At 63.1% G+C, this 22513-nt stretch carries 6 protein-coding genes and 2 pseudogenes; 6 read left to right on the forward strand and 2 right to left on the reverse strand.

The genetic code is table 11. The annotated features are described in order from the left end of the window. Positions 1 to 318, reverse strand: a pseudogene (locus AOT87_RS19720) (iron ABC transporter permease); the annotation flags it as partial. Next, a complete protein-coding gene (locus tag AOT87_RS19725; RefSeq protein WP_057968686.1) occupies positions 318 to 2921 on the reverse strand; it encodes an ABC transporter ATP-binding protein/permease in 2604 nt (867 codons plus the stop codon). The pseudogene AOT87_RS19720 and the gene AOT87_RS19725, both read right to left, overlap by 1 nt. A 234-nt stretch (positions 2922 to 3155) precedes the next feature. On the opposite strand from AOT87_RS19725, the gene AOT87_RS19730 reads away from it, so the two are divergent. The 6 genes and pseudogenes from AOT87_RS19730 to AOT87_RS27990 form a co-directional block, all read left to right on the forward strand. After that, complete coding sequence (locus AOT87_RS19730) at positions 3156 to 6524, forward strand: non-ribosomal peptide synthetase (RefSeq protein ID WP_075908834.1); 3369 nt, start codon at positions 3156 to 3158, stop codon at positions 6522 to 6524. A gap of 8 nt (positions 6525 to 6532) precedes the next feature. Next, positions 6533 to 10345, forward strand: coding sequence for a type I polyketide synthase (locus AOT87_RS19735; protein WP_057968687.1), 3813 nt, complete (start codon positions 6533 to 6535; stop codon positions 10343 to 10345). Beyond that, entirely contained in the window at positions 10342 to 15396 is a 5055-nt protein-coding gene (locus AOT87_RS19740) for a type I polyketide synthase (protein WP_057968688.1), read from the forward strand. Before AOT87_RS19735 ends, AOT87_RS19740 begins: the two co-directional genes overlap by 4 nt. Continuing rightward, a complete protein-coding gene (locus AOT87_RS19745; RefSeq protein ID WP_057968689.1) occupies positions 15393 to 21356 on the forward strand; it encodes an SDR family NAD(P)-dependent oxidoreductase in 5964 nt (1987 codons plus the stop codon). The genes AOT87_RS19740 and AOT87_RS19745 overlap by 4 nt, the downstream gene beginning before the upstream one ends. A 63-nt stretch (positions 21357 to 21419) precedes the next feature. Then, positions 21420 to 22220 (forward strand): class I SAM-dependent methyltransferase, encoded by an 801-nt coding sequence (locus AOT87_RS19750; RefSeq protein WP_057968690.1) that lies wholly within the window; start codon positions 21420 to 21422, stop codon positions 22218 to 22220. Between the two features lie 89 nt (positions 22221 to 22309). After that, positions 22310 to 22513 (forward strand): annotated as a pseudogene (locus AOT87_RS27990) (methionyl-tRNA formyltransferase); the annotation flags it as partial.

Genomic DNA, 22513 nt, shown 5'->3' on the forward strand with positions numbered 1-22513 from the left:
GGTGAACCAGCTCAGTGGGATGTGGGTGAGCCGGTCGGCGACTTGGTGTTGTGAGTCGTTGAGTAGGGCGAATCCGATGCGGTAGCCGATGCGGGCCAGTGCGGTGTCCACGATCCAGCCGCCGATGGTGACCGCGGTGAGCACGGCGAGCCAGGGCAGTGCGTGGGTGGGGGTGGTGCCGAATAGGGCACCGAGCAGCGGCACGAGCAGCAGACAGCCCGCGGCGCGAAGTACTACGGATAGCACTGAGAGTGCGCTGTAGGTGTAGAGGGAGTTGCGGTGTGCGGGTGGGATGAGGCGGATCAGGTGGGTCAGCATCAGATGTTCTCTCCGGCAAGGACGCTCGAGGGTTCTTGCAGGCGTGCGTCCCATAAGCGCCGGTAGCGTCCGTTGTTGGATAGCAGCTGCGTGTGGGTGCCGGTTTCTACGAGGTGGCCCTGATCGAGGACCACGATCTGGTCGGCGTCGGCGATGGTGTGTAGTCGGTGGGCGATGACGAGCACGGTGCGGTTGTGAACGAGCCGGGCCAGGGCTTGTTGGACCAAATATTCTGATTCGGGGTCGGCGAAGGCGGTGGCTTCGTCCAGGATCAGGATGGGGGTGTCGGCCAGCAGGGCGCGGGCGATGGTGAGGCGTTGTTTTTCGCCGCCGGACAGTTGGGTGTTGGTGTCGAGGACGGTGTCATAGCCGTTGGGTAGCCGCAGGATTCGTTCATGGATTTGTGCGTCGCGGGCGGCGGTGTGGATCTGGGTGTCGGTGGCTTCGGGGCGGGCCAGTGCGATGTTGTCGCGGACGGTTCCGGCGACCAGTTGTACGTCTTGGAACACGAATCCGACTTTGGTGTAGAGCTCATCGGCGCTCAGGGCGCGGATATCGGTGCCATCGATGCAGATAGCGCCGCCGTCGACGTCATGGAAACGTGCCAGCAGGGAAGCCAGCGTCGATTTACCCGAGCCGGACGGACCCACCAGCGCCGTCACGGTTCCCGGCCGCAACCTCAGATCCACGCCATGAATAACCGGCACCCCCGGCCGATACCCAAACGTCACCGCATCAAACGACACAGATGAGCCACTATCGGCCGCTGCTTTTGCTTCGGTGATACTGAGTTCGGTTTCCTCGAGGGCGACGGCGATACGGCGTGTTGCCCCTAGACCACCGCGAACATCGTTCAGTCCGTACGCGATTCCCAGTAGGCGGGTACCGAAGGTGGTGCCGAGCACCAGGAATGGCAGCAGGGTCGTGGGCTCCATGGCCCCCGCGACGACCAACAGCGTGCCGGCCCCGGCGATCAACCACAGGAACGTCGTCGGCCGGGTAACAAGATCCATAAAGGTCTTCCTGCCAATGAACGGCCACTGCCACTCGTTGAGAAAGGTGAGATGCAGGTCGAGCTTGCGTTTGAACGAGGACGCTGAGGCTCCGCCGAAAATGCGGATCACCGGCTGGCCTTCAAGATAGGCGGCCGATTCTCCGCTCATCCGTTCGCTCCAGCGCGAGGCCTCGATCATCTTCGGGCCGCTCTGGAATATCAGCACAGCGGCCGTGACGATGTAGATCAGAATGGGCACCAGTAGCAACAGGGTCAGGCGCCAGTCGACGACGAAGAGGTAGATCAGCACCGCCACCGGCCCCACGACGGCGGCCACCGCATCGGGGATCGCGTGAGTGATCAGATAGTGCAGCGACAGGGTGTCGTCCTGAATCAGCTTCTTGACCGATCCCGAACCGCGTTGCGTGAACCACCCCAACGGAACCCGAGAAAGCTTGTCCAACAACTGGCGCTGGATGCTTGTACTGAACTGGATGTCAACAACGTGCAGCCACAGTGTGAGAGCCATGCCGAGCGCGGCGCCGAGTACCAGCAGCGTCAGGAAGATGAATCCGGTGTGCCATAGGCGGGATTGGTCGGCTCCGGCCAGCAGCTGGCGGGTGAGCTCGACGAGCACCACGAACGGTGCCAGCTCGACCATGGTGATGATCGCCTGCAGCACACCACCGGCGATCATCTGCTTCTTGACCGGCGCCAACAACTCCTTCGCCGCCTGCGAACGCCAGCGACCCCGAGGGATCGCGCTACCGGATACCGGTATGGGGTTGTCGGCCAGTGTTTTTGGTGCGGAGGAAGTGGCCAAGCCGGAGGTCTTGGCGTTCAAAGTCGGCGGTGCCTGGGTGTCTCCGCGGCGGCTGCCCATGGCGCGGCCGAAGGTCCAGTAGGCGGCGGCGTGCACGTCGGCTTTGGGGAATCCGAATTGTTCCTTGAGGCGCTTGCGCAGATGTTTCAGTGAGCCCGCTTCGGGTCCGGCCCAGGCGTACCAGTTGGACCAGTCGCGGGCCTCGATCGCGCCCGCCAGTGAGGTTTCATCGGTGCGGTCCACCCAGTGCAGAACCCGCCGGGGATGCTCGGTTAGCGGGATGAGTTCATCGTCGGGGCTGTGGCGTTCCAGATAGACCTCGACATCCACATCGGTAGGCAGCGCGGTCAGGATGGAGTTGATCGCCGGGATGGACGCCGAGTCGCCGATGAGCAGGAATCCGGCGGGAAGATCTTCGGGGATTTCGAATCGTGCTGAGCCGAAAGCGACTACTGGAATGGTCATTCCGGGCTGGGCCGCCCCCGCCCACCGACAGGCGGGCCCGGCGGGCTCGTGGATCACCACATCAATCGCGAACTCACCGGCCCCGGCATCCGTGGAGACGATGGTGTACGCCCGCTGATGCTCAGTGGTACCACCCTCGGGATCGGGGAACCAGAACCGCAGCCATTCGGCCGGCGTGTGTAGCAGGTCCTCGAAAAGAGTGGGCGCCGACATCGTCAGCCGCACACAATTCGGTGCAACCTGACTGGTACCGACGACAGTGGCTACGTGATCACGCGCCCCAAGCCCGCGCAGCACCGCACCCTGGAAGCCTCTACCCATGTTTTGCATCCTCTTTCGTGCTGCTCGCATGCGTGACACACTTAGCTCACCCTAACCAAACGGATTGATATAGGCTAGCCTAGCCAAAGTAAAGATAGGCTAATCTATCTGCGGTGTATGGGTGAATTCTATTCGCTCCGAAGCATTTTCGGCTCTGCGTCCAATGCTGTGCGAACCCGAAGATGCAAAAACCGCTGTGATTATGCGGCTTTAGTGGACAGGGGAGGCATACGAATGTCGTCGTCCCGAGCAGGCAATTCGACCTCGGCAGAGCGTTTGCGGTTGTTGCGGGCAGTGCTGACCGAACGTGGGCTCACGGATGCGTCCTCGAGTGCCCGGAGCACGAACATTCAGGCGCGATCGCGCACGGCAGTGGTTCCGTTGTCTTCGACACAGCGTCGGATGTGGTTCGCACAAGCCCTTTTTCCGGAGGGCACGGCATATAACATGCTGGTCGGCCTACGGATTGATGGTCCACTCGATCTTGATTCGTTGCGCACGAGTGTGATCCGATTGTTCGGTCGGCACGCGATTCTGCGGACTCGCTACACCCATGGCCCCGACGGTGAGCTGATACAGCTGATCGAGCAGACCGGGGATATCGCGCTCTCAGTCGTTGACATCGATGACAAGGCGTCGGCGACGCTGGAGGACGCGATCGCGGCTCTCGCGCGGGAGATCGCTGACCGCCCTTTCGATCTCGCCTCAGACCCTCCGCTGCGCGTCGAGCTTTTGCGTGTCTCAGCGCATGTGCATGTTCTGATTCTGGTACTGCATCACATCGCGGCGGACGAGATCACCTGGGATTTGTTGTTCGCTGACTTATCTGCGCAATACGCCTTCGAGACTGGCCAGACTGGCGCTGCGCCAGCGGCTCCGGGCCTCGAATACGCAGACTATGCGGTGTGGGAGCAACAACGACTGCAGCATGGTCATCTCGACAACCAGCTGAAATATTGGGTTGACCGACTCACCCCGCTACCGCCCACCGTAGGCTTTCCGGCGACGACTCAGTCTCCGGAGTCGCACGCTACGGCCAGCGGGCGATACCGGCATGCGCTGCCAGACAGCACCGTTGCGGGCCTGCGAGATCTAGCGCGAATTCACAAGGCCACGCCCTACACGATTGTACTTGCAGGGTTGGCTACGGTCCTGCATCGATACACAGAGGCAACGGATTTGGTGATTGGGATTCCGGCGCTGGTCCGTGATGCGTCCGAAGTCGAAGGCGTGTGGGGCAATTTCACGAACACCCTTGCACTACGGCTGAACGTCGATGGTCAGACGACCTTCCTGGACTTGCTGGGTCGCGCTCGATCAGCCTTTTTCGAAGCTTACGACAACCGTGACATTCCTTTTGAGACAGTCATCGAAAGAGTGGCGCCGCAACGCACAACGGGCCGCTCACCACTGTTCGAGGTTATGTTCGCGGCAACTCGGCCGGTCACGAGTGAGTTGAGTTTGGCCGGAACGACGACGACCGACCTCGGATTGCCCAACCCGGCACCGATGTTTGACCTCGCCATTGACCTGGTCGACGGAGCGGCGTTGGCCGCTACTTTCCGAACCGATAAATACGCACCGGAATTCATACAGCAAGTCCTGGAGCACCTCGCCACAGTGTTGGCCCATGGGGTGGTGAATCCGGAGTGCAGCGTGCGTGATCTGCCTTTGCTCACCGACCAGCAACGACAGCACATCCTCTGCGACTGGAATGCTACCGGGGACACCCGGCACCTCGTCGATATCCCGCTACACACATTGTTTGAGCGACAGGCGCAACAGAACCCGAATGCCATCGCCGTCGTCACCGAGGATGGTCAGCTTAGTTACGGTGAACTGGATGTGCTTGCCGGGCAGTTGGTCTCGTCGATTCGCTCGCTCGGAATCGGTAGTGGAAGCCTTGTCGGAATCAACATGGACCGGTCGGCGGACCTCGTGGTGGCGCTACTGGCCGTGTTGAAGGCCGGTGCCGCGTTCGTCCCGTTGGAGCCTGCTTGGCCGGCGAGCCGGATAGCGGAGGTGTGTACAAACGCTCGCCTCGCGGCGGTGCTTACCCATGGCGATCCTGCGACGCGACTGCCAAGCCTCGAGATACCAGTGCTGAATCTCGACGAGAAACCATGGGACGCAACTAACCACAACGATCCAGCGCCGGGCGTCCAGATGGCCGAGCTCGCCTATGTCGTCTTCACGTCCGGTTCCACCGGCACTCCGAAGGGGGTGATGGTGACTCATGCCGGAATTTGCAACCGACTGCTGTGGCAAGCCGATGTCCTCGGATTCGGGGTCGACGACGCTGCCCTGCACAAGTCGTCGCTCGGGTTCGACATGGGAATCAACGAGATCTTCCTCCCGCTCGTCTGCGGTGCGGCGGTGGTTCTGCCCAAGGTGGGAGCCGAGTCAGATCCGGCATACTTGCTCGAACTGATCGCACGCACCGGTGTCACGTTCATCGACCTGGTGCCGTCGCTACTTGACCCGATGCTGGACCGGCCCGAGTTCACCGAGGCGACTCGCTCGCTGGCTTCGGTGTGGACGGGTGGCGAGGCGCTGAGCCCAGAGCTTCTCGAGCGGTTCCTAACTCGCTGTGAGATTCCCATGTATCACGGGTACGGGCCCACCGAGGCGACCGTGGCGTGCACATACGAGGTCTACCGGGCTGGCTCATCCAGGCACGGTGTGACCATCGGTACGCCGATTGCCAACAACCAGGCCTTCATCCTCGATAGATTTCTCCGGCCGGTTCCGCCGGGTGTATCCGGAGAGCTGTACATCGGGGGGGTGCAGCTCGCGCGCGGATATGTGGAAGACCCGGCCCGCACCGCCGAGCGGTTTGTCGCCGATCCGGTATCGGGCGCACCCGGCGCTCGCATCTATCGCACCGGGGACAGGGCACGTTTCCTGCCTAACGGCACCATCGAGTTCCTTGGGCGAGTGGACAATCAGTTGAAGATCCGGGGCCGCAGGATCGCGCCGGAAGAGATCGAGAACGCGCTCACCGCACACCCGGCCATCCGTCGCGCGGCAGTCATGGCGCAAGGCGATAGATTGGTTGCGTACTGTGCCTGCGAGGACCCCGCGCTGACCTGGCTGCAGCTGCGTGACTGGTTACGTGCGCGGCTTCCGGAGCACCTAATACCCCCGGCCGGAACCATTCTCGACGCGCTGCCGCAACTGCCGTCAGGGAAGATCGATCGCGCTGCGGTGCAACGAATTCCCGTCGAAGTGAGTGCCGCGATCGTTCCCTACCTCGAGCCGCGGTACGCGATGGAACGTGTGCTGGTTGACTTGTGGCTCGCGGTGCTCAAGGTTCCCCGTATCGGCGTTGACGACAACTTCTTCGACATCGGCGGTCATTCGCTGTTACTGGCTCGCGTTCAAGCCAGGCTTTCGGAGCAGCTTGGGCTTTCGGTATCGCTGCTCGACCTGTACGCACACCCGACCGTCGCGGAGCTCGCCACGTATCTGAACGGCGCGCGCGATCAGGGCGCCAAATCTGAAGTAAGCGGTAGCGGCGGTCTCGTCGCTGCGCGCAGTCGAGCTGAGCGTGGGCGAGATGCCCGCGTGCAGCGCCTATCACAGCAACGACAAAGGCGGTAGATCAAGTCATGCAGCACTCTTCGACATCGGCGGAGCAGCTCCAACGGACATGGTTACGGGGTGGAGCTCTTGACCCCGACGGGCATCCGGCGTTGGTGGTCTTCCCGCATGCTGGTGGTGGAGCCTCGTTCTACCGCTCCTGGTTGATCAACCCGGATTTCTCGGTGCATATCGTGCAATACCCCGGTCGCGAGGACCGGATTTCTGAACAGCTCCCCTCGAGCCTGGGCGCGCTTGCCGACGGCGTGGCCGAGGCGTTACTGACTCTGGGGGATCGGCCGTTGTACTTGTTCGGCCACAGCATGGGTGCGCTGGTCGCCTTCGAGGTCGCGCGTCGGCTGGAGGCAGCTGGCAGGTATCCGCAACTCCGGCTGTGTGTTTCCTCGTACACGGCACCGCATCTCGTCCGCAGTGGCGGACTGCGGGATCTAGACGATGACGCATTTATCGCGTACGGGCGTTCGGCCACAGGTGAGGTGAGCGCCGCAAAGGGGCAGGACAGCGCATTCGACGTAGCGGCGTTACGGGATCTGGTCATCTCCGGCATGCGGGCCGACTTCCGGCTGGTCGAACAATATCGAACTGACCCGGAGCCCCCCGTGGATGCACCGATCCTCGCACTCTGGGGCAAGGACGAGGCTATCGATCCCGCTGACATGGATCTTTGGGCGCACGTGACCCGCGGTGGCTACCGGTCGGCAACATTTCCCGGCGGGCACTTCTACCTCGCTGCCGAGCGAGATGCGGTGCTGGAGAACGTGCGTCAGTGGTGCTCGGAACTCGATCACGGCTCAAGCCGGGCGACGGCTGACGGTGATTCGGCAACTGGCGATGACCACGAGGTTCGCGACGACGACGTCGCGGTTATCGGCATCGCTGCCCGGGTGCCTGGCGCCACGAATCTGGATGAGTTCTGGGCGAATCTTTGTGCGGGAGAGGAATCGCTCACGCATTTCACCGATGAGGAACTGCTGTCGGCGGGGGTTTCGCCGGAGGAACTCGGTGATCCGCGGCTGGTTAGGGTTCGGCCGATTCTTGCCGATGTGGCCGACTTCGATCCCAAGTTTTTCGCATACGCCCCGAGTGAGGCACGCTCGATTGATCCGCAGCAACGACTCTTTCTCGAATGTGCTTGGGAGGCTGTGGAATCGTCAGGCTATGACCTGCAGCGGTACGACGGTTCTGTCGGGGTGTTCGGGGGCAGTGCGGGCTCGACCTATTACCGGGCAAATCTGTCGACCGACTACGGGAACCTTAACGGCACCGAGTATCTGCAGACGGCGCTGGCGACCGAGAACGATTTTCTGGCGCCTCGCGTTTCCTACAAGCTGAATCTGCGCGGCCCCAGCATATCGCTGGGCACCGGTTGCTCTACCTCGCTGGTGGCCATCCACCTTGCGGTGCAAAGCATTTTGTCGGGTGAGTCCGACATGGCGCTGGCCGGTGGCGCCTCCATCACCTTCCCGCAAACCGCCGGATACGTGGCTACCGAAAGCGGCGCCATCTCTACCTCCGGTCGATGCCGTGCGTTTGATGCGTCCGCTGACGGCACATTGGTCGGTGACGGAGTGGGAGTAATCCTGCTGAAACGCGCGTCGAGCGCTGTCGCAGATGGTGATTCTATTCTGGGCATCATCAGGGGAACCGCCGTCAACAACGACGGCGGGAATAAGGCTGGGTTCGCGGCGCCGAGTGTCAGCGGCCAGGTTGAGGTCATCACCGAGGCGCTGGCCGTCGCCGAGGTTCCGGCCGAGACCGTCGATTACGTGGAGACGCATGGCACCGGGACGCTACTGGGCGATCCGATCGAGATCGCCGCGCTGGACAATGCCTTTCGCCAAGCGGGTGACACGCGGACAGAAGCATGTCGACTGGGAACCCTGAAGCCGAACATCGGACACACCGGGCCTGCCTCGGGCGTCCTGGCCCTCATCAAAGTGATACTGGCGCTGCAACATCGGATGTACCCGCCTGCTGTCAACTTCACGGCCCCCAATCCGCAGATTGAATTCTCGAAGAGCCCTTTTTATGTGGGTACGCGCCTGCGACGCTGGAATGCGCCCGACGGAAAGCCGCGTCGTGCGGGAGTCAGCTCCTACAGCATGGGTGGCACCAATGCTCATGCCGTACTGCAGGAAGCTCCAGTTTCACAGGCGCCCACTGCAGTTCAGGACGGTCCGCACCTGCTTGTGCTCTCGGCGCGAACGGCACCGGCGCTCGAGGCTGCGCGGAAGAACCTGGCGCGGCACCTGGAGCAGCATCCCGAACAAGATCTGGCCGCCGTTGCGGCCACGTTGCGCATCGGACGGCGTGCTTTCAAGCATCGGTTTACCGCAGTCTGTGCGGACTCGACGGAAGCGCGGCAAGTCCTCGAAAGCGCGGGACATGCACCATCTCGCGCCGGGATTGCCTCAGACAAGCCCCGCCCCGTCGTGCTCCTGTTTCCCGGGCAGGGAAGCCAGTTCAGTGGCATGGGTGCGCAGCTCTACGCGACATCACCGGTCTATCGCCGGCACATCGACGAGTGCGCCATCCGCTTTGAGCCGCTGATCGGTGTGGATCTGCGCACGATGCTGTGCGGCGAGGGTGACGAGGCGACCGACGCTGCGCTCATGCAGACCCGCCTGACCCAGCCCGCACTGTTCACGGTTGGGTATGCGCTCACCCAGCTCCTCGGTGAGTGGGGTGTGCAACCCGTGGCCATGCTCGGTCACAGCATCGGTGAACTGGTGGCTGCTTGCGTGGCAGGGGTATTCACGCTGGACGAAGCAGTTCAGCTGGCGGCGCTGCGCGGCGAACTGATTCAGCAGTGTGAGTCCGGTGCCATGGCTGCCGTCGGGGCATCGCTCGATGCCGTCACCGCGATGCTTCCGGTTGGGGTATCGGTTGCGGCGGTCAACGGCCCGGAGCAGGTCGTTGTTGCCGGCAGCGCGGAGGGGATCGAAGCGCTCGTGCAGGAGGCGGCGAGTACCGGCGTGCGCTGCACGCGTTTACCGGTGAATCGGGGTTTCCATTCCGCTCTCGTCGATCCGGCGGTCGGCCGTTTCTCGGCTGCTGTGGCGCGGCTGCGATTGCAACCGCCGCAGGTTCCTTTTATGTCCAATGTCACGGGTACCTGGATCACCGGGGCGCAGGCCACCGACCCCGAGTATTGGGGACGGCAGTTGCGTGAGACGGTGCAGTTCGCCTCCGGCCTGGCGGTGCTGTGTGCCGAGTACCCGGATGCGGTGCTTGTGGAGGCCGGTCCCGGTCACACCTTGCGCGGCATCGTCGCGGCGAATACTCAGGAACCGGAGGTCGTTTCGATGCTCGGGGATCGGACCGGCGACAGTGCGACGGTTGCGATAGCGGCAGCAGGACGCCTGTGGGCCGCTGGTGCTGAGCTGGTGTGGCAGCACTTCGGTGCGCCACAGCCGCGGGTACCTCTGCCCACATATCCGTTCGAGCGGGAGCGGTTGTGGATGATTCCGCCGAAGCCCGTCGCCAGCCGGCCCGCAAGGCAGGCACCGGCGGCGCCTGCCAAACAGGTGCCGACGGTGACCGAGACGGCCCCCCAGGCCGATGTCTCGCCGACCGTGGCGGTCGAGCAGATCTGGTGTGAGGCACTGGGTGTGGCAAGCGTTGAACCGGACGACAATTTCTTCGACCTGGGAGGCGATTCGCTGATCGCCGCTCGCATCGTGACAGCGATAGGGGAGCGCTGCGGAATCAAGGTATCGGTGGCTGAGCTCTGGGATCAGGGCGCGACTCTTGCCGATCTTGTCGATCTGGTGCAGCGACGCTGTGGCAGCAATACCAATGTGGGAGAACAACGTCAGTGACAGTGGATATGGATACACCGACCACCGAGACAGAGTTTGCCGACATTGCCATCATCGGAATGCAGTGCCGATTTCCCGGCGCCGGCGACGTCAGTGAATACTGGTCACTACTCACGGAAAAGCGTGAAGGCGCAAGATCTTTGGATGACTTAGCGGATGCGCCGGGGTTAGTGCGCCGCGAGGCCGTCATCGAGGGAATCGAACTATTCGACGCCAAGTTCTTCGGTTACCCGCCGGCCGAGGCCGCGATGATAGATCCGCAGCAACGTCTCTTCCTGGAATGTGCGTACCACGTCTTCGAACAGGCCGGTTATGACACGGATCGATACGATGGACTGGTCGGCGTCTACGCGGGCTCCGGGCAGTCGAACTATCTCATCGCGAACGTCCTTCCGCATCTTGGCCTCAGCCCTTCCTCGGCGGACGCGTTACCCGCGGGGTTTGCCAATTCGCCGGGCTCGCTTCCTGGCCGCGTCTCGTACCATCTCAATCTGACGGGTCCGAGTGTTGCGGTGAGCACCGCCTGCTCGACCTCACTGGTTGCGGTGCATCTGGCGTGCCAGGAACTTCTGGACTATCGATGTGACCTGGCTCTGGCTGGGGGAGTGAGCTTGAACCCCCACCCCGGCAAGGGATACCGGTACACCCCGAACGGACCGCTCTCTCCCGATGGCCGTTGCCGGGCCTTCGACGCCGACGCCGCGGGCATGTTCCCCGGCGACGGTGTGGGAGTTGTTCTGCTCAAACGCTTGTCTGACGCACTCGCCGATGGTGACCGAATTCGGGCCGTCATCAAAGGAAGCGCGGTCAACAACGACGGGCGCCACAAGACGGGTTTCACCGCGCCCAGCGCCACCGCGCAGAGTGAAGTCATCCTCGCCGCACATGCGGTTGCCGGAGTGGAGGCGAGTTCGATCGGCATGGTCGAGGCTCACGGAACGGGAACACCGCTCGGTGACCCCATCGAGGTGTCGGCACTGACCAAGGCATTCCGGGAATCCACCGACCAGACCGGATACTGCCTGCTGGGCAGTGCCAAGACAAACATCGGCCATACCGACACCGCGGCCGGAGTAGCGGGACTCATCAAGGCTGCGTTGTCCGTCGAGCATGGTGTAATCCCCGCGAATCTGCATTACACCGCCGAGAATCCGCTGCTCGACCTTGCCAACAGCCCGTTCCGTGTGGCCGTCGACACCGTCGACTGGCCTGCGGGAGACGGACCGCGCCGTGCCGGGGTGAGCGCCTTCGGAATCGGTGGCACCAACGTACATATGGTGCTCGAGCAGGCACCGCGCGATGCTCAACGCGACCCGCTCCCAATCGCGGATCGCTCCGAGTCCTTGCTGGTCCTGTCGGCCGCCACCGCATCGGCATTAGACCAACAGGCCGCGCAATTGGCCGACTATCTGCGTAGCAACAGTGAGATTGATCCAGCAGATGTTGCCGACACCCTGCAATTGGGTCGCCGTAAATTACCGTATAGACGTTCGGTGGTGTGCGGGTCGGCGAAACAGGCGGCGTCGCTGCTGACCGCTCCCGCCCAGGCCACTCGCGCGAATGACGGTGCAGTTCCGTTGGTTCTGCTGCTCCCCGGCGGCGGGGCGCAATACGTCGGGATGGGTCACGGTCTCTACGAGACCGAAGAGGTGTTCCGGTCGTCAATCGACGAGTGCGACCAGATCTTGGCGCAGCATTGCGATATCGACCTGCGTAGCCACCTGTTTGGCGACGGTGGGCTCGATGAGCAGCGGCTCGATGTGGTGTTTCCGGCCGTGGTGGCTACCGAGTACGCGCTCGCGACTCAGCTCGCGGCGTGGGGGTTGACACCGAGCGCGATGCTCGGCCATAGCCTGGGCGAGTACGCGGCGGCGTGCCTGTCCGGCGTCATCGATATCGACCAAGTGCTGCCGTTGGTTTCGGCGCGTGGGCGATTGTTCGCCCGAATGGGCGGTGCGACCACGAGCATCCTGCTGTCCGCGGCCGATGTCAGCCCATTGTTGAGTGGCCGGCTTGTTGTATCCGGAATCACCGACGCATCGTCGTGTACGGTCTCCGGACCCACCGCCGAGATCGCGCTACTGGAAGAGGAATTGGAACTGCGCGGCGTCCAATTCCAGCGGGTGCGGGTATCGATGGCGGTGCATTCGCCCGAGTTGGATCCCGTGCTCGGTGAGTTCGCCGACATCTTGGCCGGTGTCACGCTGCGGCCACCGCGTGTGCCGTATCTGTCGAATGTCACGGGCACCTGGATTCAGCCTGAGGAGGCAACCGACCCGGGCTATTGGATCCGGCACAGCCGTGAGCCTGTGCAATTGGCCGCTGGATTCGGCGAATTGGCCGGCCTCCAGGGGGCGGTGCTGCTGGAGGTGGGTCCCGGTCAGACATTGACGCGGCTTGCCCAGCCGCAGGGTGACGCGTCGTTTGCAGCTTTCGCCACGATGCGGCATCGCGACGACCGCCGCAGCGATCGGCGTGCATTGCTTGCCGCTGTGGGCAAGGCCTGGGAGCACGGCATCGACATCGACTGGAGTCTGATATCGGGAGGCCGCCGCCCGGCACGTGTCGAGTTGCCCGGCTATCCGTTCGAGCGACAGCGGTACTGGATCGCAGCGTCTGACGGCGCACAGCCACCCGTCCGGCCGAACATGAGTGTTCCGGTGTGGCGTAGCAGTACACCGATAGCTTCCGCCGCAGAGCCGTCCGCGGCACGATGGCTGGTTCTGATTGACGAGGATCCCGCCACCGCTCGATTCGCCGAGGAACTTGCCAACACAGTCAGCACGGGTGTTGATCTGCTCGGGCCGGGCCTCACACCGGCTTCGACCGAATACCAGCGCATCGTGTTCCTTACCGGTGCGCACGGAACTCGGCCGGATCGCGAGCGATACGTGCAACTGGCGCGCGCGGTCGATGCCGCCGGTTCGGGTGTGGCGGTGCATGTCTGTGTCGGCAACGCCTTCGATGTCACCGGCGTGGAGGACATCGACGTCAGTCATTGGCTGGCAGTTGGCGCCGCACAATGGTTGCGCCGCAACGGCGTAACGCGCGCCGTCAACGTGGTGGACATGGACCGGACCGATGCCCAGGCGCTGGTCGCGGAGCTGTCGGTTCCGGATGGCGAGCGAACGGTGGCTTATCGCAACGGACGGCGATGGGTCCTCAGCAGTGAGCCGGTTGAAGGGGTGGCCGCAACATGGTCGAGCGCCGCGACAGGATTGCGTGCCGAGCCCATTGATGTTGTGGTGCCGCAAGGTTCGACACAGGTGTCGAACGCGCTGGACGACCTGTGCACCCGGTACATATGCGCGCACCTGCGAAGCGCAGGCGTCGCGATGACTCCCGGAACCGAGTACTCGCGCGACGAGTTGATCGCCCGGCTGGGGGTGATACCGGACTACCACAAGATTGTCGATGCATTCCTGCGCATCTTGAGCGAGGACGGCATCGTCTCCGGCGAGAACGGCCGGCTGCGCGTGCTCGATGTGCCGGCGGTGGCCGATGTGCCCGAACTCGGGCGCTGGTGCGCCGATAATCCCGAGCTGGCGACATGGGCCCAGCTGCTGGACCAATGCATGCGCGGCTACGACCAGGTGCTGCGCGGGCAGATCGCCGGCAATGAGGTTGTGACGCCGAACGGAGATGACCGTCTGTATCGGAGCCTCACCGAACAACGCATCGCGCATAGCGATTTCGCAACGTACCGCGATCTGATCGGGACGACACTTGCCGGACTGGCTGCCAACGCCACCCCGGGGCGGCCACTGCGGATCCTCGAAATCGGCGCCGGCCGTGGCTACCTGACGTGGCCGGTGGTCGACGCGCTGCGCGGCGTGCCGGCAGGCTCGGTCGAGTACCACTTCACCGATATCGGACGCTCGTTTGTGGTGGCCGCCCAGCGGCACGCCGAAGCAGAGGGTCTCGATTTCGTCCGATTCGCCTCTCTCGATATCGTCGACGATCCGGCCGGGCAGAGTCTGCCGCTTGCTGGGTTCGACGTTGTCCTGGCGTTCAACGTGTTGCATGTGGCACCGGATCTGCCGACCGCTATCCGCAACACCGCGGCGTTCACCGCTCCCGGCGGCCTGATGTTCTTGCTGGAAGCCAAGACTGAGGAGCGTTGCGACTCGCTGATCGACCCGCTGTTGACCGGATGGCTCGATTTCGACGACGACGTGCGGACAGATTCACCGTTGGTGGCACCCCAGCAGTGGGCAGCGCTACTCGACACGAACGGATTCACCGGCTCGGCCGTCTACGATTCCGGTCCGGCGGGTGACCATGCGTTGATCGTCGCCGAGCGTCCTGAGCCGGTGCTCGTTCTGGATCCGGACTTCGATCGCGCCGTCGCCGTGCTGCGTGAGATCGCGGCGTCCGAACCGTCGGCGCAACGCATGCTGCTTACGAGGCCACGTGAGGACTCCCTCGATGCGGCACTGGCCGAAGGGTATGCGCATGGCACACTCGCCGTTCGGCACCGTGCCGGAGTTGGAGACTGGACCTTTGTCGACACCTCTGCGAGCGACGAGATGAACGTTCCACCAGACCGATTCGGTGAGGTGCTCGGTGCGCCCGCGGTACCCACGGTGGTTCTGGGTGGTTCGAGTGCGGTGGCGACACGTGCTGAGCAGGAGCCGGCGCCGGTGCCGGATACGCCTGCTGCCCCATCGGCGAACGTCTCGTTCAATCACCGCCCGGTGCTGTCGACGGAGTACTGCGCGCCACGGTCGAAATTGGAGGAAAGCATCGCGGCGATCTGGCAGCGCTTCTTTGGGTACGACCGGATCGGTGTCCATGATCGTTTTCTCGAACTGGGTGGCGAGTCGCTATTGGCCATGCAGATCGCTGCGGAGCAGCGCAATGCGCTAGGGATCGAAATGAGCATGCGTCAATTGCTTGAATCAGTCACCGTGGCGGACGTGGCCGCGGCCGTGACAACACCGTCGGACGAGCCCGAGACGTCCTCGAAACCCGCGCCCCCCGTCCGTCGGGGGCGCGCCGCGCTGCGTACTGCAGACGGCGTCATTCTGCTTGAGGGAGCGCGAGAGTGACCACTATCGACTACCTTCCCGCATCCACATCGGGGGAGGAGATCCTCCTCTTCCGGACGTCATTCGCCCAGCAGCGAATGTGGTTCCTGAGTCGACTGGACCCGGACAGCCATTACTACAACGTGCCGATTGTTCTGCATTTTCGCGGTGCGGTACGTCCGGATGCACTGCGACGCGCCTTCGCTGAAATGGTTTCCAGACATGAGATCCTGCGCACAACTTTTGTCGAGGTCGACGGCGAAGTGATGCAGGCGGTGGCCGCTGAAACGGTTATTGCCGTGCCGCTCAAGGAAATCGATTGTTCCAGTACGCAGTCTGTGCCGCCGATACAGCGTCCCGAGGTGCGCGCGGCAGTTCTCGACCTCGTGTGCGCACCGTTCGACCTGAGTGCCGGACCGTTGCTGCGGGCGCATCTACTCGACCTGCGGGACGGAGAGTTCCTGTTGGTGGTGGCGATGCATCACATCATCGTCGACGGCTGGTCCATCGGTGTGCTGTGCGACGAGCTGCGCCAGCTGTACGGGGCCGAAGTAACAGGCATTCCAGCGGCACTGCCGCCGCTGGAACTCCAGATCGGAGACCTGGCAGAACAAGAGCACGACGTCATGTCCGGGCCCGCGCGTGAGCGCCATCTCGCGTACTGGCGGTCGCAGTTGGCCGGCGAGCTGAGCTCGCCTGCGCTTCCGTTCGATCGAGACAGGCCATTGGACAACGTTTTCCAGGGTGCCACCCTGGACTTCACCTTGTCGCCCTCAGACACAGCAGCGATGGCCGCATTCGGGCGGGATATGGACGTGACCGCCTTTGCGACGCTGCTCGCGGCGTTCTACACACTGTTGTACCGCTACAGCGGCTCAGATGATCAGGTGGTCGGCGCTCCGATGGCGAATCGGGAAGACCACCGGGTCTCGGCGCTCATCGGGCTGTTCGTGAACACAATTCCGTTGCGTGCCAAGATCAATCCCTCCGCCGGGTTCGCGGAGTTGGTCAGCCATGTCCGCGAGGTGACTTTGGGTGCGTACGAGCACCAGGAGCTGCCACTTGAACAGATCATCGACGAGGTCGCTCCCGCGCGTCTTCCCGGACGCAATCCGATGGTCGCCGTGCTGTTCGCGATGCAAAGCCCGCCTCCGGCTGACCTTGATTTCGCGGGAACGCCCGTGTCCTTTGTCGGGGTGCCGACAGGCACCACTCGAGCCGATGTGGAACTGCACTTCTGGCCCCTCGGGGAAAGTATCGGGGTGCAGTTCGTCTACAGCACCGAACTATTCGATGCGGCGACGATGGAGCAAATGCGCGACGACTACACCGCGCTGTTACGCGCGGCGATCGCGTCGCCGCACCTGGCGATCGACTGCCTGCCGCTCGGTGCGCACGAAGCACGTGTGGCTCGGAGCTTGGCGCCGATGCTTCAGCATGTCGAGAGCTCTGTGGCGGTCGTCGATGGCTACGTGGAGCTTACCCACGCCGAATTACGCACGACTGCACTGCAATTGGCTGCGGCGATGTCGGGTGCCCATGGCGGGACGGTTGTGCTCGCGCTCGAACGTGGACCAGACCTCGTGGCGGCGTTGGTAGCGGCGGTATCCGCCGGTGCACGCCGTGTCGCGTGGTTACCCACATCGCTACCGGCCCTGTACCGGGAGCGCTCGCTGCGGGAGCTGGCCCCCGCATTCGTCGTGGACGATGCCGCCGTGGCGCAACTGGTAACCGGCGACGCCCGCCCTACCGGTGCGCCCGATTCGCTGAATACTGATGCGTCGATAGGGCTTCTGGACAGCTATCTCGCTGGCATTCTCGTCACCTTTTTGCACTCTGGCAGTGTCAATCTGGTTGATCCGGAACCGGTTCCGGAGGTAGTACTGACCGCCGACCGCCGACTGGCGCCCCCGGGCGTCTTGGGGGAACTATGCGTCGGGAGACCAGGCGAGGCTGTGCTCCCTACTGGGATACCGGCACGCATGCGCAGGGACTCCTCGGTGGAGATCGCACATTCTTCTCGTGGACGCGCATGGGACGGTCACCGCTGGGCGGACCTGGCAACTGTCGACGCAGTGCTGATGGAGCACGAATTGATCGACGACTGCGCGGTACTGTCACGCCGAACCATCTCTGGCACCACCGAGCTGGTGGCCTATGTAGCAACTTGCGCACCGATCTCCTCGAAACGGTTGTCGGAATTCGCGCGCATCGTGCTGCCACCGTCGCTGGTGCCGCGTGCATTCGTTCCTGTTGCCGCACTGCCGGTGACCACGACCGGAGCGCTCGACATCGCGGCGCTATACCGATTGCCGGTGATCGATGACGAGCTGATTGCCCAGTGGTCGGCGCGGCTACCCGAGGCCACCCAGATCCAGGTTGTGCCCGATATCGCTGACACGCCGCGCATTCTTGTCGGCGATCCGACGCCACCGCCCAAGCAGGCGCCGCTAGTGCCCGCGGCACAACGCGATGTCCTCGAGCTATCCATGCTCGATGGCGGGCCGGCGGTCGTGCCTGTCGTGGCGTCGCTACCCGATGCGCTCGTCCGCGCGGCACATGATGCGTCCACGACAGAGCTGGTCTTTCTTGACGAATCGGGTGCCGAGCGCACACTGACGTACGCGGCGGTACTCGATGCCGCGCGGCGTGTGCTTGGGGGGTTACGGGCCGCGGGACTTGTTCCAGGAGATTTGGCGATTGTTCACCTGTCTCGCAACGACGAGTTTGTGGCGGCGATTTGGGGATGTTTCCTCGGCGGCATCGTGCCGGTGCCGGTGGCCCCGAACGCGGTTGGCGGCGCCGAGAAGGCGGCAACGGCCTGGAGCGCGCTCAACCAGCCATTGATCATCAACGAGGCCGGGCAGCCTCCGGTACACCAGGCGGCGCGGGTAGTCCCGATCGGCGATCTTTTGGCACACGACCCAGATGCCGCGCACCATGAGCCCGATCCCGATGCGGTCGCATTGCTCTTGCTGACCTCTGGTAGCACGGGACAGCCGAAGGGTGTACAGCTGACGCATCGCAACATCCTGAGCCGCTCGGCGGCGACCGCGCAGACTAATGCGTTCGCCCCGGCGGATATCTCGTTCAACTGGATGCCGCTCGAGCATGTCGGCGGCATCGTCATGTCCCATCTTCAGGATGTGTACGTGTGCTGTCAGCAGGTGCACGCTGCCACCTCATGGGTGCTGGCGGATCCACTGCGCTGGCTGACCATCGTTGACCGCTACCGCGTGACCAACACATGGGCCCCCAATTTCGCGTTCGGCCTGATCGCCGATCGGTTCGCGGAGGCGCCTAACGCCGACCGATTCGACCTGACGTGCTTGCGGTTCATTCTCAACGGTGGCGAGGCGATCGTCCCACGCATCGCACGCCGATTCCTGCGCATGCTGGAGCATTCCGGCTTACCGCGCACCGCGATGCGGCCGTCATGGGGGATGTCGGAGACATCGTCGGGTGTGGTTTTCTCCCAGAACTTTTCGGTGGAAACCACCACCGACACCGATGAATTCACCGAACTCGGAAAGCCGATCCACGGCACGCGGATACGTGTCGTCGACATGGACAACACGGCCGTTCCCGTCGGGGAGATTGGGCGAGTGCAGATCAGCGGACCCACCGTTACACGCGGATACTATGCCGACCCAGAGCGCACCGGGGAGGCATTCACTGCCGACGGCTGGTTCGACACGGGCGACCTTGGCCGGATTCACGGCGGTGCACTCACGCTAACCGGTCGCGCCAAGGACATCATCATCGTCAACGGCGTGAACTACAGCTGCCACGCGATCGAGTCCGCGGTCGAAGAATCCCCGCTAGTGATCAGCAGCTATGCCGCTGCGATCGCGGTACGGCCGCCGGGCAGCGATACCGACGTTCTGGCGATCGTGTTCAGCCCCCAGTCCGGGGCGGTGGAAGAGGAGGTCCTCGCCGATGTCCGTAGCCGCGTGTTGGTGGTAGGCCCAAATCCCGATCTAGTCATTCCCGTTCCGCCGGAGAGTATTCCGAAAACCGATATCGGAAAGATTCAGCGGAGCCTGCTGAGACAACGGTTCGATGACGGTGAGTTCGCCGATATCGTGCGCAGGGTACAGACGTCCAGCGCGTCCGCGAACTCCCTGCCAAACTGGTTCTTCCGTCCGGTGTGGCACCGGCGTGACCGACTTCGGCCCAGTGCCCCGATTGACGGCGCCGTTTTGATTCTCGGCGAATCGGGGGACCTTGGCGCACAATTGGCAGACCGGCTGACCGCGCAGGGCGTTCGCGTGGTGCGTGCCACCGTGGCGGACGTCGACGCGGGGTTGAGTTCGGTTTCCGGAACAACAGCAATTCGTACCGTGGTGTACCTCGCCGCACCGCGAGCACCGGGTGATATCGCGGACAGTTCCCCAGAACCATTGCCGGTCGGTGTTTTCGATGTGGTCCGCATAGTCCGAACCGTCTTTGACGAAGAGCGGGGCGATGGAACGCCACCGGCGCTGTATGTCGTCGGCAGCGGCATCGAGCAGGTCACCGATACGGACGAGGCCGATCCTGGGCTCGCTCCGATTCCCGTGCTGCTGCGCAGTGCGGTAGCCGAAATGCCTGGGTTACGTGTGCGCTTTGTCGACCTGGATCGCACAGATCAGACTGCCGGCGCCGACCACGTGGCAGGTGAACTGGGCTACTCCACCAAGGACATTGAGGTTGCCTATCGGGACGGTGCTCGCTGGGTGAAGGGGCTGGAACGGTTGCCCGATGAGCCGACTGTTGGTGTGGCGATTCCTTCTGGAGGTCTGCACCTGATTAGTGGAGGTCTGGGCGGACTCGCCTATGAGCTGGCCCGGCTGCTGATAGAACGCTTCGGCGTACGGGTGCTACTCGTAGGACACCGCGATCCAGATGAGCGGCAATCCGCCGCTTACCAACGGTTACGCGATATCGCGGGCGACGAGGCGGTCCGGTTCGAGGTCGCCGACGTACGCGATGCCGATCAGGTATGGGACGCGGTCACGTCGGCGGAGGATCGCTGGGGCATCCAGCTGTCTGGCATCTGGCATCTGGCCGGCGCGTATCGCGAGCAACCGTTGGCTACCACGACAGAGTCCGATCTCACGGATATCTCGACGGCGAAGGTTGCCGGAGCTCGCGTCCTGCATCATATTGCCTTGCGTCGACCAGGTATTCGCTTCGTATCCTTTTCGTCGGTCAACGGATTCTTCGGCGGATCCACCGTCGGCGGGTACTCGGCCGCAAACGCCTATCTGGACGCCTTCACCCTGTACCAGCGCCGCAGCGGTATCAGCGCGCACAGTATTGCGTGGACGATGTGGGACCGCGTGGGGATGTCGGCTCAGGTGGAGCATCTGGAGGGCACCCGGGCCAGCGGATACCGTGTTGTAGGCCGTGTCGAAGCGCTGAACTCGCTGCTGGTTGCGCTCGCCCACGATGTGCCCCACGTGCTGGTCGGTCTGGATGACACCAAGTCAGCGATCCGTGCCCGGTTGAGCGGTGTGGCGCCGACAGGCCAGGTGCTTGTGGCAGATCTGAAGCAGACCGCGCCAGAGTTTCCAGATATGCCAGTACGCGACAGATATGACCGCATCGTGCCCACGCGGGTCCAGTCGGCAGGTGTGGCTCGTCAGTGGGTGGCTGCGCGTGGCGACACCGAGCGGCGGGTTTCGGCGATCTGGCGACAGGTGCTCGGATCTGACAGCTTCGGAGTGACCGACAGCTTCTTCGATATCGGAGGGAACTCGGTACTGCTGGCCCTGGCGCAGAGGTTGGTGCAGGAGGAGTTCGGTCGGCCGATAGCCCTTGTCGACTTGTTCCGCTATCCGACGGTGTCGAGCCTGGCGGCGTATCTGTCGAGTAGCGAGATCGATACCGAGCCAAGTAATCCCGAGCTCGGCACGGTGGGCGAATCCAACCCGGGCGTGGGTAGCGACCGCGCCCGGATCCGCAAGGAGGCGCGTCGCCGTCGCCGCGCACCATAGGCACTCAGGTGAGTTCTTACATGTAGTGATTTTTCTTTCTGTACTGATTTGAGGAGTGATGACATGGCACAGGTCGATCTGACTGGTGTAGCCGAGACGGCGATGTGGACGCTGTATACCCGCGCCAACGAAGCACAACGGCCCGATGGAGTCCTGAAGGATCCACAATGCGTCGAGCTGTTCGAAGCGGTCGACTATCCTTTTGAAAGCAAATTCGGGAAAGACCAGACCGGGTTGCACGGCGAGAAATCTCGTCTCTTCGACACTGTGGTGCGCAAGTGGCTGACCGAGAACCCCAGCGGCACAATCGTTGAGCTGGGCGCCGGACTGGAGACTCAGTTTCATCGTCTCGACAACGGGACGGTTTCTTGGGTATGTGTCGATCTCGAAGAAGTGATTGCGGTGCGGGGAGAATTCCTGGCTCCTACCGAACGGTGTCGTTACGTCGCGGCCGATGCTCGCGACGTGTCGTGGTTTGACCAGGTTGGGCCCGGGCCCGTTCTCATCACAGCGCAAAGCTTTCTCATGTTCCTCCCCGAAGAGCAGGTGCGACAACTGCTGGTCGCCATCATCGACAGATTCCCTGGTGTGGAAATCGTTTTCGACACGATCTCGCCGGCCATATCCCAGAAGATGGTCAAGGGTTACCGGCCGACTGAAAACTACGAATTTCCGCCAGCGCCATGGGGAATCAAGCGGGACGACATCGCCCCGCTACTGCAGCAATGGCATGGGGGCATTTCAAGCGTCGATGTGCAGAGTTTCGGCGCAGTCCACGGAACCCTGAATGTGCTTAAGCCACTGTTCCTTCGGGTTCCGGCGCTGCGCGCCGTCCTGCCAGTTGTGGCACATCTGAAAACGTAAACCTGGTGCGCGCCACCATCTAGGTCCGCATCCTCCGTGTTGGCAAGGGCGTAAGCCCCGGGCAGAGGCAAAGAGATAGGGGTCGTGTAGTGCGTGTCGTGTCGTTTGGGTATCAGGTCTGGGGTTACCGGACTTTGCAGGCGTTGATCGATCTGGGGCATGAGGTGGTGCTGGCGGTTACGCATCCCTCTAGCGAGGAAGCGTATAAGGCGATTTGGTCGGCGCCGGTTGATGAGCTTGCGCGTGAGCACGGTATTCCGGTGCATTTGGCGACGCGGGTGGATGCTGAAACC

The sequence above is a fragment of the Mycobacteroides sp. H003 genome (assembly GCF_001440135.1).
GTDB lineage: Bacteria > Actinomycetota > Actinomycetes > Mycobacteriales > Mycobacteriaceae > Mycobacterium > Mycobacterium gwanakae.

What these genes read in the sequence shown, in the direction of transcription:
- AOT87_RS19725 (WP_057968686.1), bottom strand. Translation starts at nt 2,921, where the DNA reads ATGGGTAGAGGCTTCCAGGGTGCGGTGCTGCGCGGGCTTGGGGCGCGT.
- AOT87_RS19730 (WP_075908834.1), top strand. Translation starts at nt 3,156, where the DNA reads ATGTCGTCGTCCCGAGCAGGCAATTCGACCTCGGCAGAGCGTTTGCGG.
- AOT87_RS19735 (WP_057968687.1), top strand. Translation starts at nt 6,533, where the DNA reads ATGCAGCACTCTTCGACATCGGCGGAGCAGCTCCAACGGACATGGTTA.
- AOT87_RS19750 (WP_057968690.1), top strand. Translation starts at nt 21,420, where the DNA reads ATGGCACAGGTCGATCTGACTGGTGTAGCCGAGACGGCGATGTGGACG.